The 23,913-nt window shown below is 67.3% G+C and carries 25 protein-coding genes; 13 read left to right on the top strand and 12 right to left on the bottom strand.

From position 1 onward, the window contains the following. Positions 1-4: 4 nt before the first annotated feature. Together RCP37_RS03195 and RCP37_RS03190 are read left to right on the top strand one after the other, a co-directional pair. Complete coding sequence (locus RCP37_RS03195) at positions 5-1,036, top strand: 3-oxoacyl-ACP synthase III family protein (protein ID WP_308485583.1); 1,032 nt, start codon at positions 5-7, stop codon at positions 1,034-1,036. Next, positions 1,033-2,064: a pyridoxal phosphate-dependent aminotransferase gene (locus RCP37_RS03190; protein WP_308485582.1), complete on the top strand. Its 1,032-nt coding sequence runs from the start codon at positions 1,033-1,035 to the stop codon at positions 2,062-2,064. Before RCP37_RS03195 ends, RCP37_RS03190 begins: the two co-directional genes overlap by 4 nt. 17 nt (positions 2,065-2,081) lie before the next feature. On the opposite strand, the gene RCP37_RS03185 is transcribed toward RCP37_RS03190, so the two are convergent. From RCP37_RS03185 to RCP37_RS03175, 3 genes are read right to left on the bottom strand one after another with little or no spacing between them, the layout of a single operon-like run. Further along, positions 2,082-3,098, bottom strand: coding sequence for an NAD(P)/FAD-dependent oxidoreductase (locus RCP37_RS03185; protein WP_308485581.1), 1,017 nt, complete (start codon positions 3,096-3,098; stop codon positions 2,082-2,084). Next, complete coding sequence (locus RCP37_RS03180) at positions 3,095-3,595, bottom strand: isoprenylcysteine carboxyl methyltransferase family protein (RefSeq protein WP_046283345.1); 501 nt, start codon at positions 3,593-3,595, stop codon at positions 3,095-3,097. The genes RCP37_RS03185 and RCP37_RS03180 overlap by 4 nt, the downstream gene beginning before the upstream one ends. Before the next feature lie 2 nt (positions 3,596-3,597). Further along, entirely contained in the window at positions 3,598-4,638 is a 1,041-nt protein-coding gene (locus RCP37_RS03175; protein WP_308486918.1) for a type III polyketide synthase, read from the bottom strand. Between the two features lie 145 nt (positions 4,639-4,783). On the opposite strand from RCP37_RS03175, the gene RCP37_RS03170 reads away from it, so the two are divergent. Beyond that, positions 4,784-7,117, top strand: a complete 2,334-nt coding sequence (locus RCP37_RS03170) for an MMPL family transporter (protein WP_308485580.1) — start codon at positions 4,784-4,786, stop codon at positions 7,115-7,117. Positions 7,118-7,165: 48 nt separating this feature from the next. On the opposite strand, the gene RCP37_RS03165 is transcribed toward RCP37_RS03170, so the two are convergent. From RCP37_RS03165 to RCP37_RS03155, 3 genes are read right to left on the bottom strand one after another with little or no spacing between them, the layout of a single operon-like run. Continuing rightward, entirely contained in the window at positions 7,166-7,564 is a 399-nt protein-coding gene (locus RCP37_RS03165; protein ID WP_308485579.1) for a type II toxin-antitoxin system VapC family toxin, read from the bottom strand. After that, on the bottom strand, positions 7,561-7,806 hold the full coding sequence (locus RCP37_RS03160) for a type II toxin-antitoxin system VapB family antitoxin (protein WP_308485578.1): 246 nt from the start codon (positions 7,804-7,806) through the stop codon (positions 7,561-7,563). Before RCP37_RS03160 ends, RCP37_RS03165 begins: the two co-directional genes overlap by 4 nt. Before the next feature lie 60 nt (positions 7,807-7,866). Further along, entirely contained in the window at positions 7,867-9,294 is a 1,428-nt protein-coding gene (locus RCP37_RS03155) for a protein adenylyltransferase SelO (RefSeq protein ID WP_308485577.1), read from the bottom strand. Positions 9,295-9,328: 34 nt separating this feature from the next. Between RCP37_RS03155 and RCP37_RS03150 the strand changes: the two genes are divergently transcribed. Together RCP37_RS03150 and RCP37_RS03145 are read left to right on the top strand one after the other, a co-directional pair. Then, positions 9,329-10,114 carry a chymotrypsin family serine protease gene (locus RCP37_RS03150; RefSeq protein WP_308485576.1) on the top strand — a complete coding sequence of 262 codons (786 nt, stop codon included), beginning with the start codon at positions 9,329-9,331 and terminating at the stop codon, positions 10,112-10,114. A gap of 70 nt (positions 10,115-10,184) precedes the next feature. Continuing rightward, complete coding sequence (locus RCP37_RS03145; RefSeq protein ID WP_224975217.1) at positions 10,185-10,625, top strand: hypothetical protein; 441 nt, start codon at positions 10,185-10,187, stop codon at positions 10,623-10,625. A gap of 16 nt (positions 10,626-10,641) precedes the next feature. Here RCP37_RS03145 and RCP37_RS03140 read toward each other — a convergent pair whose 3' ends face one another. Both RCP37_RS03140 and RCP37_RS03135 read right to left on the bottom strand, forming a co-directional pair. Continuing rightward, a complete protein-coding gene (locus tag RCP37_RS03140; protein ID WP_224975216.1) occupies positions 10,642-11,052 on the bottom strand; it encodes an SRPBCC family protein in 411 nt (136 codons plus the stop codon). Positions 11,053-11,056: 4 nt separating this feature from the next. Further along, positions 11,057-11,839, bottom strand: a complete 783-nt coding sequence (locus tag RCP37_RS03135; RefSeq protein ID WP_224975215.1) for an enoyl-CoA hydratase/isomerase family protein — start codon at positions 11,837-11,839, stop codon at positions 11,057-11,059. Positions 11,840-11,948: 109 nt separating this feature from the next. Between RCP37_RS03135 and RCP37_RS03130 the strand changes: the two genes are divergently transcribed. Continuing rightward, a complete protein-coding gene (locus tag RCP37_RS03130; RefSeq protein WP_224975214.1) occupies positions 11,949-12,311 on the top strand; it encodes a DoxX family protein in 363 nt (120 codons plus the stop codon). A gap of 13 nt (positions 12,312-12,324) precedes the next feature. Here RCP37_RS03130 and RCP37_RS03125 read toward each other — a convergent pair whose 3' ends face one another. Continuing rightward, positions 12,325-13,893 carry an acyl-CoA carboxylase subunit beta gene (locus RCP37_RS03125; RefSeq protein ID WP_308485574.1) on the bottom strand — a complete coding sequence of 523 codons (1,569 nt, stop codon included), beginning with the start codon at positions 13,891-13,893 and terminating at the stop codon, positions 12,325-12,327. A gap of 223 nt (positions 13,894-14,116) precedes the next feature. Here RCP37_RS03125 and RCP37_RS03120 point away from each other — a divergent pair, with 223 nt between their 5' ends. From RCP37_RS03120 to RCP37_RS03090, 7 genes are all read left to right on the top strand, one after another. Further along, positions 14,117-14,962, top strand: coding sequence for a class I SAM-dependent methyltransferase (locus tag RCP37_RS03120; RefSeq protein ID WP_308485573.1), 846 nt, complete (start codon positions 14,117-14,119; stop codon positions 14,960-14,962). 60 nt (positions 14,963-15,022) lie between these two features. Then, a complete protein-coding gene (locus RCP37_RS03115) occupies positions 15,023-15,802 on the top strand; it encodes an acyl-CoA thioesterase (RefSeq protein ID WP_308486917.1) in 780 nt (259 codons plus the stop codon). A 61-nt stretch (positions 15,803-15,863) separates the two neighbouring features. Continuing rightward, on the top strand, positions 15,864-17,087 hold the full coding sequence (locus RCP37_RS03110; RefSeq protein ID WP_308485572.1) for a DUF4226 domain-containing protein: 1,224 nt from the start codon (positions 15,864-15,866) through the stop codon (positions 17,085-17,087). Between the two features lie 20 nt (positions 17,088-17,107). After that, the gene (locus RCP37_RS03105; RefSeq protein ID WP_308485571.1) at positions 17,108-17,410 is read left to right on the top strand and encodes a hypothetical protein; all 303 of its coding nucleotides are present in this window, start codon (positions 17,108-17,110) and stop codon (positions 17,408-17,410) included. Between the two features lie 12 nt (positions 17,411-17,422). After that, positions 17,423-17,770 carry a hypothetical protein gene (locus RCP37_RS03100; RefSeq protein ID WP_308485570.1) on the top strand — a complete coding sequence of 116 codons (348 nt, stop codon included), beginning with the start codon at positions 17,423-17,425 and terminating at the stop codon, positions 17,768-17,770. Between the two features lie 60 nt (positions 17,771-17,830). Further along, positions 17,831-18,706, top strand: a complete 876-nt coding sequence (locus tag RCP37_RS03095; RefSeq protein WP_308485569.1) for an oxidoreductase — start codon at positions 17,831-17,833, stop codon at positions 18,704-18,706. Positions 18,707-18,891: 185 nt separating this feature from the next. Then, positions 18,892-21,258 carry a lysylphosphatidylglycerol synthase transmembrane domain-containing protein gene (locus tag RCP37_RS03090; RefSeq protein ID WP_308485568.1) on the top strand — a complete coding sequence of 789 codons (2,367 nt, stop codon included), beginning with the start codon at positions 18,892-18,894 and terminating at the stop codon, positions 21,256-21,258. A gap of 9 nt (positions 21,259-21,267) precedes the next feature. Here the strand turns inward: RCP37_RS03090 and RCP37_RS03085 are convergent, their stop codons facing one another. Genes RCP37_RS03085 through RCP37_RS03075 form a run of 3 tightly spaced genes read right to left on the bottom strand, consistent with a single transcriptional unit; the run spans position 21,268 to position 23,908 of the window. Further along, on the bottom strand, positions 21,268-22,347 hold the full coding sequence (locus tag RCP37_RS03085; protein WP_308485567.1) for a galactokinase: 1,080 nt from the start codon (positions 22,345-22,347) through the stop codon (positions 21,268-21,270). Then, on the bottom strand, positions 22,344-23,435 hold the full coding sequence (galT, locus tag RCP37_RS03080) for a galactose-1-phosphate uridylyltransferase (RefSeq protein WP_308485566.1): 1,092 nt from the start codon (positions 23,433-23,435) through the stop codon (positions 22,344-22,346). Before galT ends, RCP37_RS03085 begins: the two co-directional genes overlap by 4 nt. Then, positions 23,432-23,908, bottom strand: coding sequence for a DUF309 domain-containing protein (locus RCP37_RS03075; RefSeq protein WP_308485565.1), 477 nt, complete (start codon positions 23,906-23,908; stop codon positions 23,432-23,434). Before RCP37_RS03075 ends, galT begins: the two co-directional genes overlap by 4 nt. Between the last annotated feature and the right edge of the window lie 5 nt (positions 23,909-23,913).

The raw sequence follows: 23,913 nt of genomic DNA, 5'->3' as shown, positions 1-23,913 counted from the left end.
GATCATGAATCAATCCAGCGAAACCGAAGTCAGCCTGATCGACGTCTCCAGCTACCTTCCCGGCGAGCCCATCGCCGCCGACTACTACACGGAGTTCGCCGAGTCCGACACGTTGCGCGACAACCTGATGTTCCGCGCGCCCCGATTCCGCCATCACGTCGGAGAAGACGAGACCGCGGCCGACATGATCGAGCGGGCGGCGCAGGGAATCATCGAGCGCCACGGTCGCGAGGTCATAGAGAACGTCGATATCTTGATCACCCACACCCAGTTGCCGGACATCCCGTTCTGCGGCGCCGGCGGCGGCGTCGCCCACCGGTTGGGGATGCGCCCGTCTACGGTGCTGGACCTGCACAACGGCGGATGCGCCGCTTTCGTGCTGGGGATCAACGTGGCCCGGCAGTTGTTGGCGGCCGGCGCGGGGCAAACCGCGTTGATCGCGATTGCGCAGAACGCCGCCGGCCAGGTCTTCGATCAGCCCGCCGTGCGCGGCAAATCGCAGGCGTCGGTTCCCGGTGACGGCGCCGCCGTCGGCTTGCTGACCCGATCAGATCAGTCCCCGATCATCGACGTCGAGTGCCGGACCTACGGCCAGTACGCCGGCGACATGACCTACAACACCGACCCGCCCCGCAAGTGGTGGCAGCCCGGTCCCGGCGCCGCCTACATCGGATTCACCGAAGACAAGATCACCAAGGTGCTCGCACGAGGGAACCGGCAGGTTCCCGAAGTCGCGCTCGCGGTCTGTCATCGCAACCGCCTGTCTCCTTCGGATATCGGACTCCTGGTCACCAATCAGCCCAACCGGGTCTTTCTGCGCAATTGGCGCGAAGCGCTCGAAGTGCCCGAATCACGACACGTCGACACCTTCGATGAGTGCGGCAACCTGTTCGGCGCCGGCATCCCGATCAATCTGGATCGGGCGATCACCGGCAACCGGGTGCAGCCGGGCCAGGTGGTGGTGATGGCCGGCTTCGCACACGCCGGCGACTTCGCCGGCGCGGCGGCCATCCGCTGGGGCGGACGACCGCAATGACCTCGGCAGCGCGAGCGGATTCGGCCACCACGCATCCTGACAACGCACTCCCGCCGGCCGTCGACCCGTATGCGTTGGCCCTCAACGAGAACCCGCTACCGCCGCTGCCAGCGGTGCATGCAGCGCTGGTTGACTTCATCGGCGCCGCCAACCGGTATCCGGAATTCCTGCCCACCCGGCTACGCCGACTGGTGGCCGAGCATGCCGGGGTGAGCGAGGAGAATGTTGCGCTGGGCCCGGGGGCGTCCGGGCTGGCCATGCGGGTGCTGCAGACGGCGGCGACTCCTGGCGAACGGATCGTATTGAGCAAGCCCACTTTTGAGGGCTATCCCGCCTTCGCCCAGATGGCCGGTCTGACCGCGGTGGACGTCCCCCTCGACGGCTATGGGCATCTCGATCTGACCGCGATGGCCCGGGCCGCCGACGATGCCCGGGTGGTGGTGTTATGCCGCCCGCACAATCCGACCGGGACCTTGGAGACCATCGCCGACGTCGAACGGCTGGTTGCCGACGTTCCTGCCGACACCATCGTGCTGCTCGACGAGGCCTACATCGAATTCGTCGCCCCGCACCAGCGCATCGACGTCCCGCGGCTCATTGCGCGCTTCCCGAATGTGATTGTGCTGCGCACCTTCTCCAAGGCCTACGGTCTGGCCGGGCTCCGAATCGGCTACGCATTGGCGGCACCGGAGCTGGCCGGCCTGCTGTGGTCGATGCAGCTGCCGTTCGGTATCAGCGCCGGCTGCACGGTGGCGGTGGCCGCCTCCTACCAGGCAGAAGCACAACTGGAGCAGCGCATCGCCCATATCGTCGCCGAACGCAGCTACCTGCGGACCCGGCTGCGCGCCTCCGGGGTGTACACCACCGATTCCCACGCGAACTTTGTGTACCTGCCGGCGGCGGGCCGGCCGTGGAGCGAGGTCTTCGCCGACAGCGGACTGCGGGTGCGGAACTATCCCGACGGAGCCGTGCGCATCACCGTCGGCTCCCGCGGCTCCACTCAGATGGTGCTGTCCGCCATCGAGTAGCGCCTCAATGCGGACACTCAGTGCGCCAGCAGATGCACCGCGCGGTCAAACACCGCCGGCAGTGCACAACAGGCGGGAACCACAGCGCGTCGGGCCGGCTGCCACGCGCTGGCCAGCACCAGACCGCGGGTGAGCAGGCGATAGCGGCGCGTGATCGAGTGCCAGGCGCGCTCATAGGACATGGGGTTGTCACCGACGATCGCCGCCACCGCGGCCTCGGCCTGTTTGACGGCCAGGCTCACGCCCTCACCGGTCAGCGCATCCTCGTAGCCGGCGGCGTCACCGACCAGCAGCACCCGCCCGGCGACGCGGCGCGAAACCAGTTGCCGCATCGGTCCGCAGCCGCGAGCAGGGCCGCGCTGAAAGTCGGCGAGGCGGGCGGCCAGGGACGGAAACCAGTCGAGCTGCGGGCGGTGCGGCGACAAGATGGCCACCCCCACCAGGCCCGGCTCCACCGGCGTCACGTAGGCCTCGCCCCACCGTGACCAGTAGACCTCGACGAACTCGGACCAGGCCGGAACCTGGTAGTGCCAGCGCAGCCCGTAGCGCCGCGGAGAGCCCGCGACACAGGAGATCCCGACGGCGCGGCGAACAACAGAGTGCAGTCCGTCGGCGGCGATCAGCCATCTGGCCCGAATGCCGCCCGCCGTGACGCCCTCAGCATCTTGGCGTACGTCGTCCACCTTCGTCGCGATCCAGTCGACGTCGTTCTGCTTGGCCTGATCGGTCATGGCGGCGTGCAACGTCGTACGCCGCACGCCGCGCCCCGGGCCGTTGCGAAAGGGCGCCTCGGCCCGGCGCTGCTCGTCGAGATAGTTGATGCCGCGCAGCGGCATACCGACCGGATCCACCCCGAGCGACTTCAACACGGCCAGCCCGCCCGGCATCAGGCCCTCCCCACAGGCCTTGTCGATCGGGCTGGCCCGGGGATCGGCAACGACTACCGAAAGTCCCTGCTGCCGAGCGCATAACGCGGCGGCGATTCCCCCCGGCCCGCCACCGACGATCAGCAGGTCGGTGTCGAAGCCGATCACCGGTACCCCAGCGCGACGTTCTCCACCCGAATCCGTTCCCGCAACACCGCCGCGTTGGCCAGGCCGAACCAGAGCGCGGTCAGCCAGGCGGTGTGGATCAACGGCAGCGCCAACCCCTCGAGTACCACTGCCACATAGTTGGGATGACGGATCCAGCGATACGGCCCGCCTTGCACCAGCGGGCTTTCCGGCAGAACGATCACCTGAGTATTCCAACGCCGGCCGAGCGTGCGCACGCACCACCAGCGCAGCACCTGACTCAAGACCGCGACCGCAAACATGGGCCAGCCCAGCCAGGGAATGAACGGTCGGTGCAGCACCCACACCTCGGCAACGCAGCTGACCAGCAGCGCCGAGTGGATGCTGACCATCACCGGATAGTGGCTGTGCCCGAATTCGACGCCGCCGTTGGCGAACGCCCACCGTGCGTTGTTTTTGGCCACCACCAATTCGATGAGCCGTTCAACGCCCACCGCCAGGACCAGTAAGTAGTACATGCCTACCACTCCAACAGTACGAGTTCGGCGGAGAAGCCCGGCCCCATCGCGATCATGAGGCCAAGGGATCCAGGCGGCGGCGGATTGGACTCGATGCCGTCAAGAATATCCAGGACCGACACCGAGGACAGGTTCCCGTGGTCACGTAACGAATTTCGGGTGGGCGTCAGCGCATCCGACCGCAGGCGAAGCACGTTCTCGACCGCATCGATGATCTTCGGGCCGGCGGCATGCACGATCCAGGTCGAGATGTCGTCGCTGACCAATCCATGATCAGCCAGGAATTCACGGACGTTGTCACCGAGGTACTTCTCCACGACAGTGGCGATCTCCACAGACAACACGATGCTGAATCCCTCGCTGCCGATCTTCCAGCCCAGGATGTCATCGGTGTCGGGATAGGTCTGGCTTCGAGTGGCCAAGAGCCTGGGCCCGCTCGCGTACCGTCGGGCGCCTGTTGCGATCACCGCGGCGGCGCCGTCACCGAACAGGCTGGCGGCAACAAGATTTGGTACTGAAAGGTCTTCGCGCTGAACCGTCAAGGAGCAGAGCTCGACCGCGATAAGGGCCGCCACGTGAGTCGGGAACGCCCGGAGGTAATCGTGGACCCGGGCCAGGCCCGCCGCGCCGGCGACACAGCCCAAGCCGAACAGGGGGACACGTTTGACGTCGGGCCGAAGCCCGACCCGCGACATCAATCGGCCTTCCAGCGAGGGTACGGCCAGGCCGGTGACCGTCGTCGAGAACACCACATCGATATCACCCGGCGCGATGTCGGCGCGATCCAGCGCCGCCAGCAGCGCCCGTTCACTCAGATCGAGTGCGATGTCTAGGTATTCGTCATTCGCCTCGGTGAAGCCACTGAGCTTGGAGTACCGCGCCAACGGCAGCGCCAGCTGACGGGTCGCGACGCCACTGTGGGCGGCGAAGCGCTGAAAGTCGGGGCCGGCGAAGTCCGACAGGGCGGCCATCACCTCACCTTGACGGTGTTGGTGAGACGGGAATTCCACGGCCACGGCGGCCACGGTCGGAGTGTTGTCCATGTCGAGGTCACGGTGCCGCCGCGGCCGTGGTTCAACGGCGCGGCGCAGCCGGCGAATATTGAACGGTTGGGCCATCCACTACGTATCTTGTCCGTAGGGGTGCCGTAGGTACCTTCGGTGGACCATTTCAGCGGAAGGTCACTACGTGCTGCACCGGATCGCCCTGCTGGCCCTCGCCGCTCCACGCCGCGTCCTAGCGCTGGCCGGGCTGGTGATGGTCGCCGCCGCGGTGTTCGGGATTCCCGTGGCCGACAGCCTGTCCGCGGGGGGATTTCAGGACCCCGGTTCGGAGTCCGCGCAGGCCACCGCGTTGCTGACCGACAAGTTCGGCCAAAGTGACCAGCAGCTGCTGATTTTGGTGAGTTCGCCCGACGGAGCCGACAGCGAGCGGGCCCGCTCGGTAGGCACCGAGATCGCCGGAGTCCTGCAGCGTTCGCCGCACGTCTTCAACGTCGCCTCGCCGTGGACGGATCCGCCGTCGGCGGCCGCCCGACTGACCAGCACCGATGGCTCCGCCGGTCTGATCGTGGCCAACCTGCGCGGCGGCGAGAACGACGCGCAGAAGTACGCCCGCACCCTGGCCGACCAGGTGACCCACGACCGGGACGGGGTGAGCGTGCGCGCCGGGGGCGGCGCGATGGTCTATGCCCAGATCAATCACCAGAATCAACATGATCTGCTGCTGATGGAGTCGATCGCGATCCCGCTGAGCTTCGCGGTGCTGGTGTGGGTTTTCGGCGGTCTGCTGGCGGCGGCGTTGCCGGTCGCGCTCGGTGGACTCGCGATCGTCGGCTCGATGGCGGTGCTGCGGCTGATCACCCTGGGCACCGATGTGTCGATCTTCGCGATGAACCTCACCACCGCCATGGGTTTGGCGCTGGCGATCGACTACACCCTGTTGATCATCAACCGCTACCGCGACGAACTGGCCGGGGGTGTTGCCCCCGATCGAGCGCTGATCCGGACGATGACCACCGCGGGTCGCACCGTGCTGTTCTCGGCGATCACCGTCGCGCTGTCGATGGCGGCCATGGTGTTGTTCCCGATGTACTTCCTCAAGTCGTTCGCCTACGCCGGAGTGGCGACGGTGACGTTCGTGGCGATCGCGGCGATCGTGGTGACCCCGGCGGCGATCGCCCTGCTGGGGCCCCGGCTCGACGCACTGAACCTGCGCCGCCCGATTCGGCGGCTGCTGCGGCGTCCTGAACCCGTCGCAAAACCGATCGAAGAGGGATTCTGGTACCGCTCAACAAGATTCGTTTCCCGCCACGCAGTGCCGATCGGTCTCGCGGTGGTCACCCTGTTGGTGGCGGTCGGAGTGCCCTTCCTCGGGGTGAAGTGGGGCTACCCCGACGACCGGGTGCTGCCGCGAAGCGCGTCGGCGCATCAGGTCGGCGACGCGCTGCGCGAGCAGTTCGCCGACGACTCCGACCGGGCGGTACCGATCGTGGTCCGTGACGCGAACGGCATCGCGCCGCAGGAGCTGGACCGCTACGCCGCCGAGCTGTCCCGGGTGCCGGAGGTGTCCTCAGTGTCGGCACCTACCGGCACCTTCGTCGGCGGCGAACGGGTGGGCGATCCCTCGGCGGCAACCGGGATCAAGGACGACACCGTGCTGCTGACCGTCGCCAGCGCCGCCCCGCTGTTTTCGCAGCGTTCCGACACCCAGCTCGACCTGCTGCATCAGGTGCCGACACCCGGTCAGCGGACGGTGCAGATGGGCGGACTGGCGCAGATCAACCGGGACAGCGTCGACGCGATCACCGACCGGCTGCCGCTGGTGTTGGGGCTGATCGCCACCATCACGTTCGCGCTGCTGTTCTTGCTGACCGGCAGCGTGGTGCTGCCGATCAAGGCGCTGATCCTCAATGTGTTGTCGTTGTGCGCCGCGTTCGGGGCGCTGGTCTGGATATTCCAGGACGGGCACCTGGGAGCGCTGGGCACGACGCCCACCGGGATGCTGGTCGCCAACGTGCCGGTGCTGCTGTTCTGCATCTCGTTCGGGCTGTCAATGGACTACGAGGTATTCCTGGTGTCCCGGATCCGGGAGTACTGGCTGGCCTCGGGGCGCACCCGCGCCGACAACGACGAGAGCGTGTCGCAGGGCTTGGCGCATACCGCTCGGGTGATCACCGCCGCGGCACTGATCATGTCGATCTCGTTCGCGGCGCTGATCGCCGCACAGGTGTCGTTCATGCGCATGCTCGGCCTCGGTCTGACGCTGGCGGTGCTGGTGGATGCCACGCTGATCCGGATGGTGTTGGTGCCGGCTTTCATGCACCTGATGGGCAGTTGGAACTGGTGGGCGCCCGCACCGCTGGCCCGGCTGGCGCGGCGATTCGAGATCAGCGAGAACGGCGGTTCAACGGGGCGCCATGCCGCGCCCCCGGGGCTCCGGAGCCCGCACGTGCCGTCGCATCATGGCGCGCATCGGGCTGCTCACGGAAGCCATCAGGCCGCGTTGTCGACGCCGGAGTGAGCACGAATTTCGCTGGCCGGCCAGGACTCTGTCGAGTTGTTCTCCGGCCTATTCGTCGAGAGCGGAACGGATTCCCGTGTGCTCGAAGTCGTCGCCCTTGAACAGCAATGGTTCACGAAGATCTGCCGCCAGGGCATACGACAAGCAGTCCCCAAAGTTCAAACAGGCCGGATGGCCGCTTCCCCTGCCGAAATCCGCGTAGGCCCGACGCGCGAGCCGCGCCTGCCGTTCGGTTACCGGTTCGATGCGAAATTCGGCTTCGTCGAGGAGTTCATCCAATGCTCTACTGATGATCGGATCACGTTGGGAGTCCAGGACAATCCCGCATTCGAGGTAGGAGGCAGCAGACAGTCGGCGTGTGGTCGCATTCGCGATGGCGTGGGCGTAGGCAGGGGCATCGTCTTCATCGCGAAGGATCGCGATGATCGCCGAGGTGTCGACGATCATGCCGGCATGCCGCGCTCGTCGTAGAGCAGTGTGCCGTGGTCCAGCCGCTTGGTCTCCGGAGTCATCCGAGCTGCGGCACGGCGCCCGATGTCGAGGAACCGCGCTGCAGCGGCGTCGGCTTGCAGGTGGGCCAGGCGCTCCCGTACCGCGACGGCGACCACCTGCGCTTGGGATTCGCCGGTGATACTGGCGATTTCTTTGACCGCATTGTGAACCGCAGGATCTTTGATGTTCAACGCCATGATTGGTACCTTTCTACCTCTCAGATGGTACCTTGGTGCTCAGCTCGCGGCCGACACTAGTCAGGTCCCGCAGAACGTGCGGTAGGCCCCGAATTCCGGCGGTGCCGGCGCGGCGTATGCCGCCAACCCATCGCGCTGCCGGTAGGGCTCGGCGATCACGTCCAGCAGCTGTTCCACCGTCGATAGGTCGCCGCGCATCGCGGAGGTCAACGCCTGCTCCACCAGGTGATTGCGCGCGATGTAGACCGGATTGATCTGGTCCATCGCGGTGACGTCGGGCTGCATGGCCCGCCAGCGCCCCAGCCAGTCGGCGAACACCACCGGAAGTGCGTCGGGGTCGCCCCGTCCGGCCCGTGCCAACTGCCGGAAGAACGAGGTGTAGTCGACGTGGTTTTCATTCATGAGCGCCAACGCCTGGTCGATCAGCGCGGCAGCTTCCACACTGCCGGCCAGCCCGAACTTCGCCAGCATCCCCGCCGACCAGAGCCCGTGATAGCGCGGCATGAACCCTTCGAGGGTTTCCACCGCCACCGACAGCGCCAGCTCCTCGGTGGCGGCAAACAGCGGCAGGATGGTTTCGGCGAATCGGGCCAGGTTCCACTGCGCGACCAGCGGCTGGTTGCCGTAGGCGTAGCGCCCGGCATGGTCGATTGAGCTGAACACCGTCGCCGGGTCGTAGGCCTCCATGAATGCGCACGGCCCGTAGTCGATGGTCTCCCCGGAGATCGTCATGTTGTCGGTGTTCATCACGCCGTGCACGAAGCCGACCAGCATCCAGCGTGCGATCAGCGACGCCTGGGCTTCGACGACCGCTTGAAACAGTGCGAGGTAAGGGTTCTCGGCCTGTGCGGCATCGGGATAATGCCGGGCGATCGCGTAATCGGCCAACCGGCGCAGCAACCCCAGGTCACCGGTGGCCCGGGCCTGCTGGGCGACCAGCTGGAAGCTGCCGACCCGCAGGTGGCTGGCGGCAACGCGGGTCAGTACCGCCCCGGGCACCGGCGCCTCACGTTGCACCTGGGCTCCGGTGGCCACCACGGCCAGCGAGCGGGTGGTGGGGATCCCCAGCGCGTACATGGCTTCGCTGATGACGTATTCGCGCAGCATCGGGCCGACGACGGCCAAACCGTCGCCGCCGCGGGCGAAGGGAGTCGGCCCGGAACCCTTGAGGTGGATGTCGTGTCGATGGTCGCCGGCGAGTTCGCCGAGTAGCAGTGCGCGCCCGTCGCCGAGCAGTGGCACGTAGTTGCCGAATTGGTGTCCGGCATAGGCCTGGGCCACCGGGGTAGCGCCGTCGGGAACGTTGGTCCCGGTCAACAGCTTTAGGCCCTCGGCGCTTTTCAGCCAGGCCGGATCCAGGCCCAGTTCGGCGGCCAGCTTCTCGTTGAGCACCAGCAGCTTCGGCTCCGGTGGAGTGGCGGCCTGCCAGGGCTGGGCGAGTTCGGGGAACTCGCGGGCAAAGTCGGCGGTCAATATCGGGGACGCCATCTGGCCAGCCTACGCACCCGCTACCGTTGCCACGGTGACGGAACGGGGCCGCTGGGAGACGCTGAAGACGGCGGCGTGGCGGATCGGGACCGCCGTCGTCGTCGCCGCGATCTTCATCGGCCTGTACCAGGTGAACCGCACCCACCCGGCGCACCCGGTGATCCCGGTCCCGATGGCGCGTGCGATCGGGCCGGGCATCGGCATCAACGTCTCCCCCGGCGGCGACGAACGCGCGGTCAGCTGCACCACCGGGTTCCTGGTGCACACCCGCGACGGCCGATCCGGGCTGCTGGTGGCCGGGCACTGCAACCCGGGCGGCGGGCCCGGGCAGGCGGTGATCCGCCACGGCGGCGCCTTCGCCTACCGCACCATCGGCACCTTCACCGAGACCGTCAGCGACGGCAGCAACTGGGATGACTACGACATCGGGCTGATCACCCTGGACGATCCGGGCAAGATTCCCTTGACTTCGCTGATCGATGGGCATCCGGTGATCGGGGTAGCCGAATATGTATCGGTCGGTGATGTGCTGTGTCACTACGGAATCCGCAGCGGCGGGCCGGTGTGCGGGCCGGTGGTGGCCAGCGAGGCGAACAAGGTCCGGTTTGAAGCCGGCGGTACCTGCGGCGACTCCGGCGGGCCTGTCTACCGACTGCGCGACGACGGCGCCGCCGAGGCGGTCGGCATCTATATCGCGGTGTCCGACGGCACCTATTCCGAGCCCAAGTGCGAAGATCCGCACCCTTTCTCGATCGCCCAGACCATCACGCCATGGCTGTCGGCCTGGGACCTGACATTGGACACCACCACCGGCCGCTGATACGGCCAGTGGTGGTGGCCGTCACACAATGCCCGTAACCTGGTGAAACAAGGTCCAGGAGGGCAGGGCGATGAGCGTGTCAGAGCAATCTTCGACCCGGACGCGGCTGTTCGCCCGCGTTATCGGTCCGTTCCTGGTCATCGTCACTGTGGCGGCCCTATCTCGTATCCCGCAGGTGTGGGCGCAGGCCTCGGACTTCGGACCCGATCCGTTGTTGCTCTGGGAGGCTGGGGCGTTCACCCTGCTGGCCGGATTGGTGGTGGTGGCCCTGCACCCGCTTTGGCGCGGCGCAGCGGCCATCTGCGTCTCGGTGACGGGCTGGATCACCCTATTCAAGGGGCTTGCGTTGACGGTGTTTCCCTACGCCGGTTTATCGAGCGTGAACATCGCGATGCGCGCCGAGGGTTGGGCGCGCGCCGCCTACGTCCTGTTCGCGCTGGTCGGACTGTACCTGACCTACGTGGGATGGGCGCCGCTGCGGAATCGGCCGGATCTGCGCTCGGCGGCGTGATCGGCGAACGCGACTTCTATCCCGTTTCTGCCGCGGCGCGAATCCCGCGCAACAAGTGGTTCGTCGCAACGACGTGCATCCGTGTCCCGATGACCAGGGCGCGATAGATGCCACCGTGTAGTCCGGGGAAGGCCCCGTAACTGTGGGCGTGCACGCGCGTCGCGCCTGCCTGGTCGTCGGTGAGCTCGAACACCAGCCGGTAGCGCGAAAAGCGATGCTGTCCGACCAATCCGATCCGTTGCGGTTCAACGCTTTCAGCCACTTCGAAGCCGGCGCGGGGCTGCAGGCCAAGCGGCGCGAGCATCCGATTGCGTTCGTTGTCACGCAACATGGCCTCGACGTAGCGTTGCAGGGCGCTCCAAACCCGATTGCGGGGCGCGTCGATCCGCAGCGTGTGCTCGTCGATGTAGGGCAGGTCGATGGTCATGGGATCACCTTGTCTGCTTTGGGGTGGCTTTCTGGAAGTCGTCGGACGCCAGGCAGCGGGCCTGTTCGGTGACTGCGGCTCGTAGGCTGGCGGCGTCGTCGAGGGTTCGGCCGGCCTCGATGGCACGCCGCGCCCCACGGACCGCGATCGGCGGTTGACTCGCGAGACGTTGAGCGAATTCACCGGCCGCGGAATCGAGTTCGTCGTCGCCGACCACACGGTTGGCCAGTCCGATGCGCAGCGCCTCGGCGGCATCGATGACCTCGCCGAACAGGATCAGCTCGCGTGCTCTCCCCTCCCCGATGAGTCGTGGGAGTCGAAACGTGGCACCCATGTCGGGCAACAGGCCGTAGCGGGTTTCGGTCAAACCGACCCGGGCATCGTGGGCGAAGATGCGGAAGTCGCAGGCCAGTGCCAGCTGTAGGCCCGCCCCGTAGGCGTGCCCCCGGACCGCTGCGACGCTGGGACAGCCGAGCCGGGGAATCCACTCGAAGGCCCCCGCCACCCGGAGCCCGAGCTCCACAGTCTCGTCATCGAGGGGTCGATCGGCGAATGCGGTCAACGTCCCGGCCATGTCTTCGACCAGGTCGATGCCCGCAGAGAAGGACGGGCCGTCGCCGGTCACGATCAGACAGCGAAGGGTCTCGTCGGACAGCAATTGCCTGCCGAGGTGGTTCAATTCCGCGCGCATTGCCGGGTTGATCGCGTTGCGCTTCTCGGGTCGCGACAACGTCAGGGCTCCGACGTGTTCGCTGCGGTCATAGCGAATGGTCTGGTACCTGCTCATGTCATGTAGACGATTCCGCGTGGGCGAGTGTGACACCAGCGAACTGTCACATTCGCCGGCCTCCTTCCGTCCTAGCAGATGAACACCGAAAACAGGAAGGACCGAGATCATGAACATCGCACTGTGGACAGCCCAATTCGCGCTGGCCGCGATATTCGCCGCCTCCGGTGGCGCCAAACTCACCATGACGCGCCAGCGGCTGCTGGACACCGGCCAGACCGGGGTGGCGATGTTTCCCATGCCGGTGGTGCGTTTCACCGCGGCGATGGAACTTCTGGCGGCCCTGGGGCTGGTAGCGCCCGGCCTCACGGGAATGGGTCAGGCGCTGACACCGCTGGCCGCCGCGGGGTTGTGCGTCGTTATGGTCGGGGCGGCCTGGGCGCATTCCCGACTGCAGGAGCCCAAGAGCGTGGCGCTGAACGCGGTGCTGTTCGCTGTGGCGGCGTTCGTGGTGCTCGGCCGGTTGCTCTGATGCAGGCGGCTCCTCAGAACGTGTCGACGAACCGCCGGGGTGGCACGTCTTGGCCGAACCCGGCTGACGCCGCCAGCGTTGCGACGATCAGACCGCGAGTCTCGGCGGGGTCGATGACATCGTCGATTTCGAAAAGCGTTGCGGCGTTGAGCGCTTTGGCGTGTTCTTCGGCGGCAGCGGTGGCTTGGCGGACGCGTTCTTCGCGCTCGTCGTCATCGGCGATGGCGTCGAGTTCCTTGCGCAGCCCCAAACGCACCGCGCCTTCCAGCCCCATCGGGCCCAGATGCGCGCCCGGCCAGGCGACCGTCAGCACCGGCTGGTGCAGGCTGCCGCCGAGCATGGCTTGCGCGCCCAGCCCATAGCCACGGCGCAGGATCACCCCGATCAGCGGCACCCGCAGCGCCGCGCCGGCCACCAGCAGCCGAGATGCCCTCCGTACCAGTGCTTCTGCTTCGGCGGCGGGCCCGACCATGTAGCCGGGGCAGTCGACCAGCGACACGATGGGCAGTCCGAAGGCGTCGCACAACTGCAGGAAACGTGCGGCTTTGTCGGAGGCGGCGGCGGTGATGGCTCCGGCCATCACCATGGTGTTGTTGCCGATGATCCCGACCGGGCGGCCGTCGATACGAGCCAGTGCGGTGACCATCTCGGGCGCGAACTTCTCCCGCAGGAAAGTCACCGACTCGACGTCGGCGAGGGTCTCGATGATCGGCTTGAGCGGATAGGCCCGCCGTGCCCGCTCGGGAGTCATGGTGCGCAAGGCGGTCTGGTCTGCCGCCGAGCCGGGGGCGGTAGCGCCCTGGAAGTAGCCCAGGACTTGTTTGGTCACCGCGACGGCTTCGGCTTCGTCGGCCACCACAACGTCGACGACGCCGTTGGGTGCCTGCACGGACAACGGGCCCACGTCATCGGGTGCGACGTGGCCCAATCCGCCGCCGGCGATCATCGCCGGGCCCGCCATGCCGATCGACGTGTCGGCGGTCGCGATGATCAGATCCGAAACGCCTGCGATCACAGCGTTGCCGGCAAAGCAGCGGCCCTTGACCACCGCGATACGCGGCACCAGCCCGGACAGCTTGGCCCACAAGGCGAATGCCGGCACACCCAGTGACGACACCGTCGGATAGTCGGTGTCACCGGGCCGGCCACCGCCGCCCTCGGCAAAGAAGACCGTGGGCAGGCGCATCCGTTCGATCAGCTCGAACAGACGGTCCTTCTTGAAGTGGCCGATCGCGCCCTGCGTGCCCGCCAATACGGTGTAGTCGTAGGACAACACGGCGCAGGCGCCACGTTCGGGTCCGAACAGCGCGCCGTTGATCGTGGCGGTTCCCCCCAGCAGGCCATCGCCGGGGGTGTTGGCAATGAGATCGTCGACGTCGCGGCGGGCACGTTGGGCCGCGATCGCGAATCGCCCGTATTCCACAAAGGTCCCGGGGTCGACCAGGTCGGCGATGTTCTCGCGGGCCGTACGGGCCCCGGCGTCGTGTCGGCGTTGCACCGCGTGCGGTCGGGCCGCGTCCTCGGTCAGTGCGCGACGGCGCAGCAGCTCAAGGTGATCGTCACGCAGCGGAGCGTCGGGCATGTGGGATTCCTTCGCCGGGGTGTTGACCTAGAACAACATCATGGGCGACGCGCGATCCACAAGCCTCGGGCTGGGTCGCGTGCGACGCGGCGGGACCATGTGGGGTGATGCCCGCCTCTGCGCGACAATCCCGGTCGCGGGCCTGACATAACGTCGGTTGTCGCTGCAAGGCGGGCGACTCCCCTAATCCTTCCCGCCGCCCGCCGCTCCCTACGCTGAACGAATGGCGAACGAGGAACAGCAGCAGGCCTGGGCGGCCCAGGGCATCGACTGGGTGGACAACGCGGCGACCTTCGAGGCGGTGCTGGCACCATTCGCCGACGCGGTCATGGAGGCGGCCGACATCACCGCAGGTCAGCGGGTGCTCGACATCGGCTGCGGCTCCGGCACATTGCTGCAGCGCACCGCCGACCTGGGCGCCATTCCATTCGGCGTGGACATCTCCGAGCCGATGACGGACGCGGCGCGCCGGCGGGTTCCCGAGGCCACGGTGATCCTCGGGGACGCCCAGACCATGGACCTGCACCGGGCTGCGGGTGGGGCATCGTTTCATCGGGTCATCTCGCGGTTCGGAGTGATGTTCTTCGACGATCCGGTGGCGGCGTTCACCAACATCCGCACCGCCACTGCCCCGGGCTCCCGGCTGGCGTTCGTGTGCTGGCGCGAAGGCGACAATCCGATGTTCACCGCGGGCACCGATGTGCTTGCCGCCAAGCTGGAGTCACCTCCTGCCGCGCTGGATCCCACGGCGCCGGGTCCGCTGGCATTCGGCAATCCCGAGCGGGTGCGAGCAATCCTGACCAACGCCGGCTGGAATGACATTGCGTTGGAAGCCTTCGACGGGGTCTGCAATTTCGGGATCGACGGTAGTGACGGCGTCGAGGAACGACTGGCGTTGATCCTGGCAAACCGCACCGGGCAGCAGGCCCGCGCCGAACTGGAAGCCAGGCTGGGTGCCGATGGCTGGGCCGGGGCGGTCGAGGAACTGCGTGACGAGCTGCGCCGCCAACGGGTCGACGGTGTGGTGCAGTTCCCGGGCCGCACCTGGGTGGTCACCGCGATAGCGTGATCGGGACCGCTCCGATCACCGGTAAGGACTCCCGTGACAGCACACCCCTTCGACCGTGCCATGCAGCTCGAGACCGTCGACGCCGGCACTTTTCGTGGCGTGACCCACCCGGAGTGGGCCAACATGGTCGGGCCATTCGGCGGGATCACCGCGGCGGTGTTGCTGCGCGCCGTCGAATCTCACCCCGAGCGCATCGGTGACCCGCTGGCGCTGACTGTCAACTTCGCCGCACCGATCGCCGATGGCGAGTTCGACATCTCGCTGCGCCCCGCCCGGACCAACCGCAGCAACCAGCACTGGGTGCTCGAGCTGCGCCAGGGCGACGAGGTCAAGACCACCGCCACCGCACTGTTCGGCCTGCATCGCGACACCTGGGCCGACGACGAGTCCCACCCGCCGAGTGCGCCCGCTCCCGAGGACGTCGCCCCCGGCGCGTTCGTCGATGCCATCGTCTGGGCCAAGCGCTACGACATGCGCTTCACCGACGGCCCGGTGCCCCTCAAGACGGTCGAGCCCAGCACTTCGTCGACCACCACGTTGTGGGTGCGCGACGCCGAGGATCGGCCGCTGGACTTCGCGGCGTTGGCGTGCCTGTCGGACGTGTTCTTTCCTCGGGTGTTTTTGCGCAGCGGCCGTTTCCTGCCGGCCGGCACCATCTCGCTGACCACCTATTTTCACGCCGACCAAGGCGAAATCGATACGCTTGGAAGCGATTTCCTGCTGGCCAGCGCGCACGCCAATCGTTTCTCGCGCGGCTACTTCGATCAGAGTGCGCACCTGTGGTCGCGGGCGGGCCAGCTGCTGGCCAGCACACATCAGCTGGTGTATTTCAAGGACTGACGCTCACGACTCGACCTCGGGTGAATACCGGGATCATCGTCACTGAACTAGCGTCGCCGGTATGCCCGAGGAACTCGGCGCCCATGCCGATGCCGCGCGAGCACGCGAGGATGTCCTGGCGCGGCGACTGCGGCAGTCCGTACAGGCCGACCGGGCCTTCCTGGCGACGGTGCGCGGTGCCACGCAGGTAGCCCTGCAGGGACACCGGCGTCTCGACAGCATCGAGGCCGAGATCCGCGAGGCGTTGGCCCACCATCGCGCACTCGCGTTGGACACTCCCGCCGGAGCCCGGCAGTTCCAGCGGTTCTTGACCGCCAAGACCCATGACATTCACCAGGTGATCGCCGACACCGCCGCTGACAGTCAGGCCCGCGCGCAGTCGGTGCGCACCTTGAATGGCGGCTACTCGGTCGAGCACCGGCCGACCATCCAGGCTGTAGACCACTCCTTCAAACGAGGCCCGGCCACCGATGAGGAACGCCGGCTCAACCAGATCGACGCCTTCCGGGAGGTCTTCGGGCGAGACCCGGTATCAGCCTCCGACTGGGCTACTGCGGCGGCCTTGGACCCGAGCACCTACGACTCCAAGTTCCAGGGGGTGAACTCCGAGGTTCGGGTGGCCCGGATCGATCCGGTGCCGGGGCAAGGAGTTGTGCGTGCATCGCAATGGATCCCACAGCGAGATGTCAAGAGCGGTTTACTTTCTCGCGATTTTGGGAACGATCGTGGACCTAATGCGCACTTTGATCCCGAGGACACAAAGGTCACCACCTACATCGACTACGAGAACGGAATCGTGGTGATGCGACAGAACCCGTCGGTTGAACTCAACGGCAGTGGCGGCCCTGGAAAAGTGGCAGTCGGCGTCCCCCAGGGCAGCATCGCGCAAGCCGCTGACGGGTCGGTGCGCATCAAATACGACGCCGGGAACCCGCTGGTGCCCGGCTTCACAACGGATGCGCACGGCCCACTGCGCGACAATCGGCTCAGCGTCAACGGCGATCTGGTGTTCACTCCGGGACACGACGGCGTCTATATCGACGGAACACGGACCAATTACCCGTCGCTGGAGGTCTACCAGGATCTGCCGAGCGGCGGCACCCGCACGGTGTTGATCGATCCGGCACACTCCGGCAACACTTGGTTGGGCCCGGTCACCAATCTGCCGATCCACCACGAGATCGGCGTCGGCAGTTCGCGCTTCGCCGCGTTCGACGATGCGACGGCCCGCGAATTCGGGCCTGTCTATGCTCCGCCTTTCGTCTCGTCGAGACCAATCAGCTAAGCACCGTTGAAGGAGCCGTCATGACCACCCCTGACCCGGCAGCTCGCTACGGACCGCGCGGCTTCCTGGCCGCGTTGGCGACCATCGCGATCGTTGAGACTGCGACGTGGGCTTGGCTGCCGCTCTGGTTCGCCAGCGTTTTCTTCTTTGTTATCGCAACGGTAGTGGTGGTGCCGACTGGACTGTTCATGCGCGAACTGCCCGGCGAGGCTGGCCAGGTCGGGCGCGGCATCCTCATCGGCTACCTCGCAACTCCCCTGACCATCGCCGTCACCGTCATCCCCGCCACCGTGATCTACCAGCTGCTGCAGCACCTGCACTGAGAGGACTCGGGCATGTTCAATCAACTGCGGGCACGAATTCGTGTACAGGACAACGACGTCTGGCGGACGGCCACCCGATCAGCGCCGATCGTCGTCCAGGTCGTGTTCGCGACGGCCTTCGGCGTCGGCTGGCTACTGGGTCATTTTCCGATAGACAGCCACGCCGGATATCGCATCATGTTCGCCGCCACATTCACCATCACGGCGTTCGCATCACTGCTGATCGGTGCGTGGATGCTGCGCTCGCAGTCACCGCGCCGGCGCGGCCTGGGGCTGGCCGTCGGTGGATCCGGCCTGACACTCTTGGCCGGCGGCGTGCCATGGGCACTGATTTTCCTGTCGCTGGTAGACACCATCTGAGCTGTCCGGCTACCGAACAGCGCTACGGCGTGAGCGCCACCGGCAGGTACGGTGACCAGCATGTCTTTTTCAATCGCGGACACCCCCGATCAGTCCGGCCGCACCTTCGTGGTGACCGGCGCCAACGGTGGTCTGGGTGAGGTCGTCACCCGCACCCTGGCCGCCAAGGGCGCCAGCGTGGTGATGGCCTGCCGCAACACCACCAAGGCCCAGGAGATCGCCGACGGCATCGACGGTGACGTCCGGGTGGCGGCGCTGGATCTGGGCAGTCTGGCCTCGGTGCGCGATTTCGCCACGCAGCAGGGCGGTTTCGATGTGCTGGTCAACAACGCCGGGATCATGAACATCCCGATGCGGCGCACCGTGGACGGCTTCGAGACGCAGTTCGGGGTCAACCACCTGGGCCACTTCGCGCTGACCGGCCTGCTGCTGGACCGGATCAGCGACCGAGTGGTCACGGTGTCGAGCATCGCGCACAAGCAGACCCCCAAGTTCTGGGTCGACGACCTCAACTACGAGCACCGCCCCTACCAACGCAACCTCGCCTACGCACAGTCCAAGTTGGCCAACCTGATGTTCGCCCGCGAGCTGCAGCGGCGGCTGGTCGCGGCCGGCTCGCCGCTGCGCTCCTACGCGGTGCACCCCGGGGTGTCGACCACCGACCTGTTCGACAACGACAAGACCGTCGTCGGCTTGATCGCCAAGTACGGCCTACCGCTGGTCGGCCAGCCGCCGGAGCGGGGCGCCGAGTCGACCTTGTTTGCCGCGACCGTGCCCGACGCCGACCCGGACACCTACTGGGGCCCCACCAAGCTGAACCAATCTCGCGGCGCGATGGGACCGTGCCCGTCGAACAAGCTCTCGAAGGATCAGCGGCTGTGGCTGCGGCTGTGGGAGGAGTCGGAGAAGATGACCGGGGTCAGCTACCCGCTCTGAACCGCGCGTCGCTGCAAGCCGGGCACCCCTCATGCCGGTCCCGGTGGTGACGGGTGTGACGCATGGGACTCACGCGGGCCGACGCGGCCCCAATGTCGCCGACAATCCACCGTGATACCGCAGCTCACCGGTTAAGTTGTGGCGAGCCGCCGCGTGATGCGGCATGAGACGGACCGAAAGAGATCATGCGAGTTGAGGGGCGCGACGTCGCCGTCACCGGCAACCTGCTGCAGCCGCTGACCCGACGCACCAACGACATTCTGCGTCTGGTGCTGGCCGCATTTTTCCTCGCGACCGTCATCACCAGCTCGTTGGTCACCCGCTACGAGTGGGTGGCACTCGAGCGGTCGGTATCCCAGATCGTCGGGGTGCTCTCGCCCGTCCACGCCAACCTTGTCTACCTCGCCTACGGCATCGCGATCCTGGTGTTGCCGTTCGCGATTCTGATCGGGCTGGTGGTCTCCCAGCAATGGAAGCTGCTCGGAGCCTATGCCGTGGCCGGACTGCTCGCGGTGGTGTCACTGTCGATCCGCAGCACCGGCATGGCCGCACCGAACTGGCATTTCGACCTCTCTGATCGGCTGGCCACCACGCTGGCGCAGTTCCTCGATGACCCGCGGTGGATCGCCATGCTCGCCGCCATGCTCACCGTCTCCGGCCCCTGGCTGCCGGCCCGCTGGCGACGCTGGTGGTGGGCACTGCTGCTGGCGTTCGTACCGATCCACCTGGTGGTCAGCGCGATCGTCCCGGCGCGCTCGCTGTTGGGGCTGGCCGTCGGCTGGTTCGTCGGGGCCTTGGTGATCCTGATCGTCGGCACCCCCGCGCTGGAAGTGCCGCTGGACGGCACTGTCCGCGCCCTGGCCCGCCGCGGTCACACCGTCTCCGAACTCGCCGTCATCCGGCCGGCCGGGCCCGGCCCGCTGGTGCTGTCCACCGTCGGCGCCCACCAGGTGATCATCGAGTTGTACGGCCCCAACCAGCGCAGCGGCGGCGCGCTGCGCCAGCTCTGGCGCAAATTCCGATTGCGCACCACCGAGACCGCGCCGCTGCACGCCTCGCTGCACCGGGCCGTGGAGCATCGCGCACTGATGGCGATCTCCATCGCCGACGCCGGGTTCGCCAACACCAACACCGTCGCGGTCGCCTCCCTCGACCGGGGCTGGACGCTGTACGCCCACACCCCGCCCCGGGGCACGCCGATCGCTGACTGCACCGCCACCACGCCGGTGGCCCAGCCCTGGGAATCCTTGCGGCGCCTGCACGACCAGCAGATCTCACACGGCGACCTGCGCGCCAAGGAGATGACCGTCGATGCCGGCCAGGTGCTGTTCGGCGGCTTCGGCAACGCCGAGTACGGCGCCACCGACACCCAGCTGCAATCCGACATCGCCCAGCTTCTGGTGACGACATCATCGCTGTACGACGCGGCCGCGGCGGTGGAGGCGGCGATCGAGTACTTCGGCCGCACCTCGGTGCTGGCCGCCTCCCGACGCCTCACCAAATCCGCGGTACCCGCGCGGCTTCGCAGTGCCGTCCCCGATGTCGGCACCGTGATCGCCGCCGCCCGCGAGGAAGTCAAGCGTCAGACCAACACCGATCAGATCCAGACCAAGACCATCACCCGGTTCACCCGCAGCCAGCTGATTCAGCTGATCCTGCTCGTTGCCTTGGTGTATGTGGCCTACCCTTTCATCAGCCAGGTGCCCACCTTCTTCTCCCAACTGCGGCAGGCGAACTGGTGGTGGGCGCTGGTCGGGCTGATCGTCTCGTCGCTGACCTATGTCGGCGCCGCGGGCGCTCTGTGGGCCTGCGCCAACGGCTTGGTCAGCTTCCGCAATCTGGCGATCATGCAGGTGGCTAACACCTTTGCGGCCACCACCACCCCGGCCGGGGTCGGCGGTCTGGCGCTGAGCACCCGATTCCTGCAAAAGGGTGGCCTGAGCACCTTGCGCGCCACCGCCGCGGTCGCGCTGCAGCAGTCGGTGCAAGTGATCGTGCACGTGATCCTGCTGGTCATCTTCACCACCGCCGCGGGCGCCTCAACGGACCTGTCCCACTTCGTACCCGGCGCGACCATGCTGTACCTGATCGCCGGTGTGGCGCTCGGTTTGGCAGGCATTGTGCTGCTGGTACCCAACCTGCGCCGGTGGTTGACCACGGCGCTGCGGCCGCGCCTCAAGGAAGTCACCGGGGACCTGATGGATCTGGCCCGCGAGCCCAAGCGGCTGGCGTTGATCGTGCTGGGGGCAGCCGGCACCACATTGGGTGCGGCGCTGGCACTGTGGGCCAGCGTGGAGGCCTTCGGCGGCAACACGTCGTTCGTGACGGTCACGGTGGTGACGATGGTCGGTGGCACCCTGGCCTCCGCGGCGCCGACACCAGGCGGAGTGGGAGCCGTGGAGGCCGCTCTGATCGGTGGGCTGGCCGCGTTCGGTGTGCCCGCCGCGCTGGCGGTCCCGTCCGTGCTGCTCTACCGGGTCCTGACCTGCTGGCTGCCGGTTTTCATCGGCTGGCCGGTGATGCGGTGGCTGACCGAAAACGAAATGATCTGAGCCGGAAGGCTATCCAGCCCCCGCCGCCGCATACACCCGACTCACCTCCGGTTCGGGGTATCCGGCATCGCTGACCGCCGCGCGCACCGCGTCGCCCACCTTCAACGTGAGCTGGGCGGGCACCAGCGCGATAACGCAGCCACCGAACCCGCCGCCGGTCATCCGGGCGCCGAGCGCGCCGGCGGCCACCGCACTGTCGGCGATCAGGTCGATGTGCTCGGTGGTGATCTCGAAGTCGTCGCGCATCGAGGCATGCGACGCGGTGAACAACGCTCCGGCCGAGGCGAAATCCAGCTCGGCGCACGCCGCAACGAAATCCAGCACTCGCTCGTTCTCGGTCAGCACGTGCCGAGCGCGCCGGGCATCGACCGGATCGGCGAGCACATCCAGCGCCTCCACACCGCGGTGCTGGACCTCGCGCAGCGATGCGACTCCCAATGCTGCGGCGGCCCGCTCACACGAGGCGCGCCGGGCAGCGTATTCACCGTCGACGTGGCCGTGCCGCTGCCCGGAGTCGAGCAGCAGCAGGGTCACCCCCGAAGTGTCCGGGTCGAATGGCACCGGGTGTACGGCGACATCGCGGAAGTCGATCAGCAGCGCGCTGGACACCTCCCCGAAGAGCGACGACAGCTGATCCAGCAACCCCGTTGGCGCCCCGACATAGTCGTTTTCGGCGCGCTGGCCGATCCGGGCCTGCTCGATCCGATCGATGTTCAGCCCAGCGGCCGAGGCCAAGGCGCCGAGCACCGCGCATTCCAGCGCCGCCGACGACGACAGGCCCGAGCCGATCGGTACGTCGCTGCGGATATCCATGGTTCCGCCGGGGACCGCAAACCCGCTGTCTCGCAGCGCCCAGATCACCCCGGCGGCATACGCGCCCCAGCCGGGGGTCTTCCCGGGTGTGGTGTTCAGCGGAATGTTCACCGGTGCGTCGGCGCGGTCGCTGAGCACGGTGAGCGTGTCGGTCTCGGCCGGGGTGAAGGTGACGCTGGTGCGTTGCGGCAACGCGATGGGCAGCGCGAAACCGCCGTTGTAGTCGGTGTGTTCGCCGATCAGGTTGACCCGGCCCGGCGCGGAGTAGGTGATCACAGCTCACGCAGCCTAGCCGCCACCGACTCCGGGGTGACATCGGCGATGAACGCGTCCATCGCCGACTCCGAGGCCGCCAGAAACTTCAGCTTGGTGGCGCTGCGTTTGATCGACATCAGCTCGACGTGAAAATAGCCGTCGGCCTGCGCACCGTCGCTGCGGTACTGGTGCAGTGCGGCCATATAGGGCAGCGGGGCGTCGTAGATACGGTCGAAGCGACCCAACAGGTTTCGGTAGACGGCCGCGAAGTCGTCGAGCTCGTCATCGGTCAGGTCGGTCAGGTTGTGCACCCACCGATTCGGATACAGGTGCACCTCCACCGGCCAACGAGCGGCGAACGGCACGAACGCGGTGAAGTGGTCGGTCTGCGCCACGATCCGAGTGCCCTCGGCACGCTCGGCTGCCAACAGATCGGCGAACAGGTTGGTGCCGTGCGTAACTCGATGCGCACGCGCTTGATCCAGCATCGCGGCGGTGCGCGGGGTCAGGTAGGGGTAGCCGTAGATCTGGCCGTGCGGGTGAGCCAGCGTCACCCCGATCTCCTCGCCGCGGTTTTCGAAGCAGAACACCTGCTCGACACCCGCACGGCCCAACAGATCAGCGGTGCGATGCCGCCACGCCTGCACCACCAGCAGGGCATGTGCCGCCGGCAGGTCGGCGAACGAACCGGTGTGATCGGCGGAGAAGCAGATCACCTCGCAACGGCCGTTGCCGGGGGCCGAGATGAACGAATTCGGCGCGGTTTCTCCCGCTGATCGGTCATTATCGCGCCGAAATCCCGCCAGGCTCGGGAACCTGTTCTCGAAGACCACGACGTCGTAGTCGGGCGCCGGCACCTCGCTGGTCTCACCGCTCGGTCCCGGGCACAGCGGGCAGGCCTCGGCGGGGGGCTTGTAGGTGCGGTCCTGGCGCTGCGCGGCGATGATCACCCACTGGCCGGTGGTCCGGTCGAAGCGCAACTGCGACGGCTCGGGGTCACGAGGCGACAGCGGCCGCAGGTCTGCCACCGGCACCGGGGCACGGCCGGGCAGGGCGAAGAACAAGAGGTCGCGGCCGTCGGCAAGCGTCCAGCGAATCGGGGCGCTCACGCGACCAGCCGCGGATGCAGCCGCTGCGGGGCGATCTCGACGCCGGCCGCCAGGTCGTCGGCCAAATGCGCGGCGAAGCCCAGCAATCCGGCGAGATCGATCCCGAACGGGGCCGGGGGCGCCACCGTCGCCAGATGTTCGGCACCGCGGCGCAACAGACTGACCGCGCCGGCGACGTTGCCCCGCTGCACGTGGGTGACGCCGACGGCCAGCTGCGCCAAGCCCTGCCACAGTTCACGCTCGGCGGCGGGCCGATGCTTCCAGGCGGCTTCCAGCACCTCGTGGGCGTTGAACGCCAGCCCATCGTCCAGCAACAGCTGCGCATAGGCGAGCATCTGGGTCGGCGGTAGATCGAGGTCGTCGGGAACACCTTCGACCCCGCCCTGGCTGCCGCGGGGCAGCGGGCGGCCCAGCCGATCACGCGGGCGGGCGTTACGGGGGCGGCCCGAATCGTCGCGGTCGCGGGTTGTCATGGGCT

The sequence above is a fragment of the Mycolicibacter sp. MU0102 genome, from assembly GCF_963378105.1.
GTDB lineage: Bacteria > Actinomycetota > Actinomycetes > Mycobacteriales > Mycobacteriaceae > Mycobacterium > Mycobacterium holstebronense.
This window is presented reverse-complemented; position numbering and strand designations above follow the sequence as displayed.

What these genes read in the sequence shown, in the direction of transcription:
- RCP37_RS03180 (WP_046283345.1), bottom strand. Translation starts at nt 3,595, where the DNA reads ATGTACTACTTACTGGTCCTGGCGGTGGGCGTTGAACGGCTCATCGAA.
- RCP37_RS03095 (WP_308485569.1), top strand. Translation starts at nt 17,831, where the DNA reads ATGTCTTTTTCAATCGCGGACACCCCCGATCAGTCCGGCCGCACCTTC.
- RCP37_RS03120 (WP_308485573.1), top strand. Translation starts at nt 14,117, where the DNA reads ATGGCGAACGAGGAACAGCAGCAGGCCTGGGCGGCCCAGGGCATCGAC.
- RCP37_RS03145 (WP_224975217.1), top strand. Translation starts at nt 10,185, where the DNA reads ATGAGCGTGTCAGAGCAATCTTCGACCCGGACGCGGCTGTTCGCCCGC.
- RCP37_RS03140 (WP_224975216.1), bottom strand. Translation starts at nt 11,052, where the DNA reads ATGACCATCGACCTGCCCTACATCGACGAGCACACGCTGCGGATCGAC.
- RCP37_RS03160 (WP_308485578.1), bottom strand. Translation starts at nt 7,806, where the DNA reads ATGGCGTTGAACATCAAAGATCCTGCGGTTCACAATGCGGTCAAAGAA.
- RCP37_RS03105 (WP_308485571.1), top strand. Translation starts at nt 17,108, where the DNA reads ATGACCACCCCTGACCCGGCAGCTCGCTACGGACCGCGCGGCTTCCTG.
- RCP37_RS03100 (WP_308485570.1), top strand. Translation starts at nt 17,423, where the DNA reads ATGTTCAATCAACTGCGGGCACGAATTCGTGTACAGGACAACGACGTC.
- RCP37_RS03125 (WP_308485574.1), bottom strand. Translation starts at nt 13,893, where the DNA reads ATGCCCGACGCTCCGCTGCGTGACGATCACCTTGAGCTGCTGCGCCGT.
- RCP37_RS03190 (WP_308485582.1), top strand. Translation starts at nt 1,033, where the DNA reads ATGACCTCGGCAGCGCGAGCGGATTCGGCCACCACGCATCCTGACAAC.
- RCP37_RS03115 (WP_308486917.1), top strand. Translation starts at nt 15,023, where the DNA reads ATGCAGCTCGAGACCGTCGACGCCGGCACTTTTCGTGGCGTGACCCAC.
- RCP37_RS03090 (WP_308485568.1), top strand. Translation starts at nt 18,892, where the DNA reads ATGCGAGTTGAGGGGCGCGACGTCGCCGTCACCGGCAACCTGCTGCAG.
- RCP37_RS03075 (WP_308485565.1), bottom strand. Translation starts at nt 23,908, where the DNA reads ATGACAACCCGCGACCGCGACGATTCGGGCCGCCCCCGTAACGCCCGC.
- RCP37_RS03155 (WP_308485577.1), bottom strand. Translation starts at nt 9,294, where the DNA reads ATGGCGTCCCCGATATTGACCGCCGACTTTGCCCGCGAGTTCCCCGAA.
- RCP37_RS03130 (WP_224975214.1), top strand. Translation starts at nt 11,949, where the DNA reads ATGAACATCGCACTGTGGACAGCCCAATTCGCGCTGGCCGCGATATTC.
- RCP37_RS03165 (WP_308485579.1), bottom strand. Translation starts at nt 7,564, where the DNA reads ATGATCGTCGACACCTCGGCGATCATCGCGATCCTTCGCGATGAAGAC.
- RCP37_RS03175 (WP_308486918.1), bottom strand. Translation starts at nt 4,638, where the DNA reads ATGGACAACACTCCGACCGTGGCCGCCGTGGCCGTGGAATTCCCGTCT.
- RCP37_RS03195 (WP_308485583.1), top strand. Translation starts at nt 5, where the DNA reads ATGAATCAATCCAGCGAAACCGAAGTCAGCCTGATCGACGTCTCCAGC.
- RCP37_RS03135 (WP_224975215.1), bottom strand. Translation starts at nt 11,839, where the DNA reads ATGAGCAGGTACCAGACCATTCGCTATGACCGCAGCGAACACGTCGGA.
- RCP37_RS03110 (WP_308485572.1), top strand. Translation starts at nt 15,864, where the DNA reads ATGCCCGAGGAACTCGGCGCCCATGCCGATGCCGCGCGAGCACGCGAG.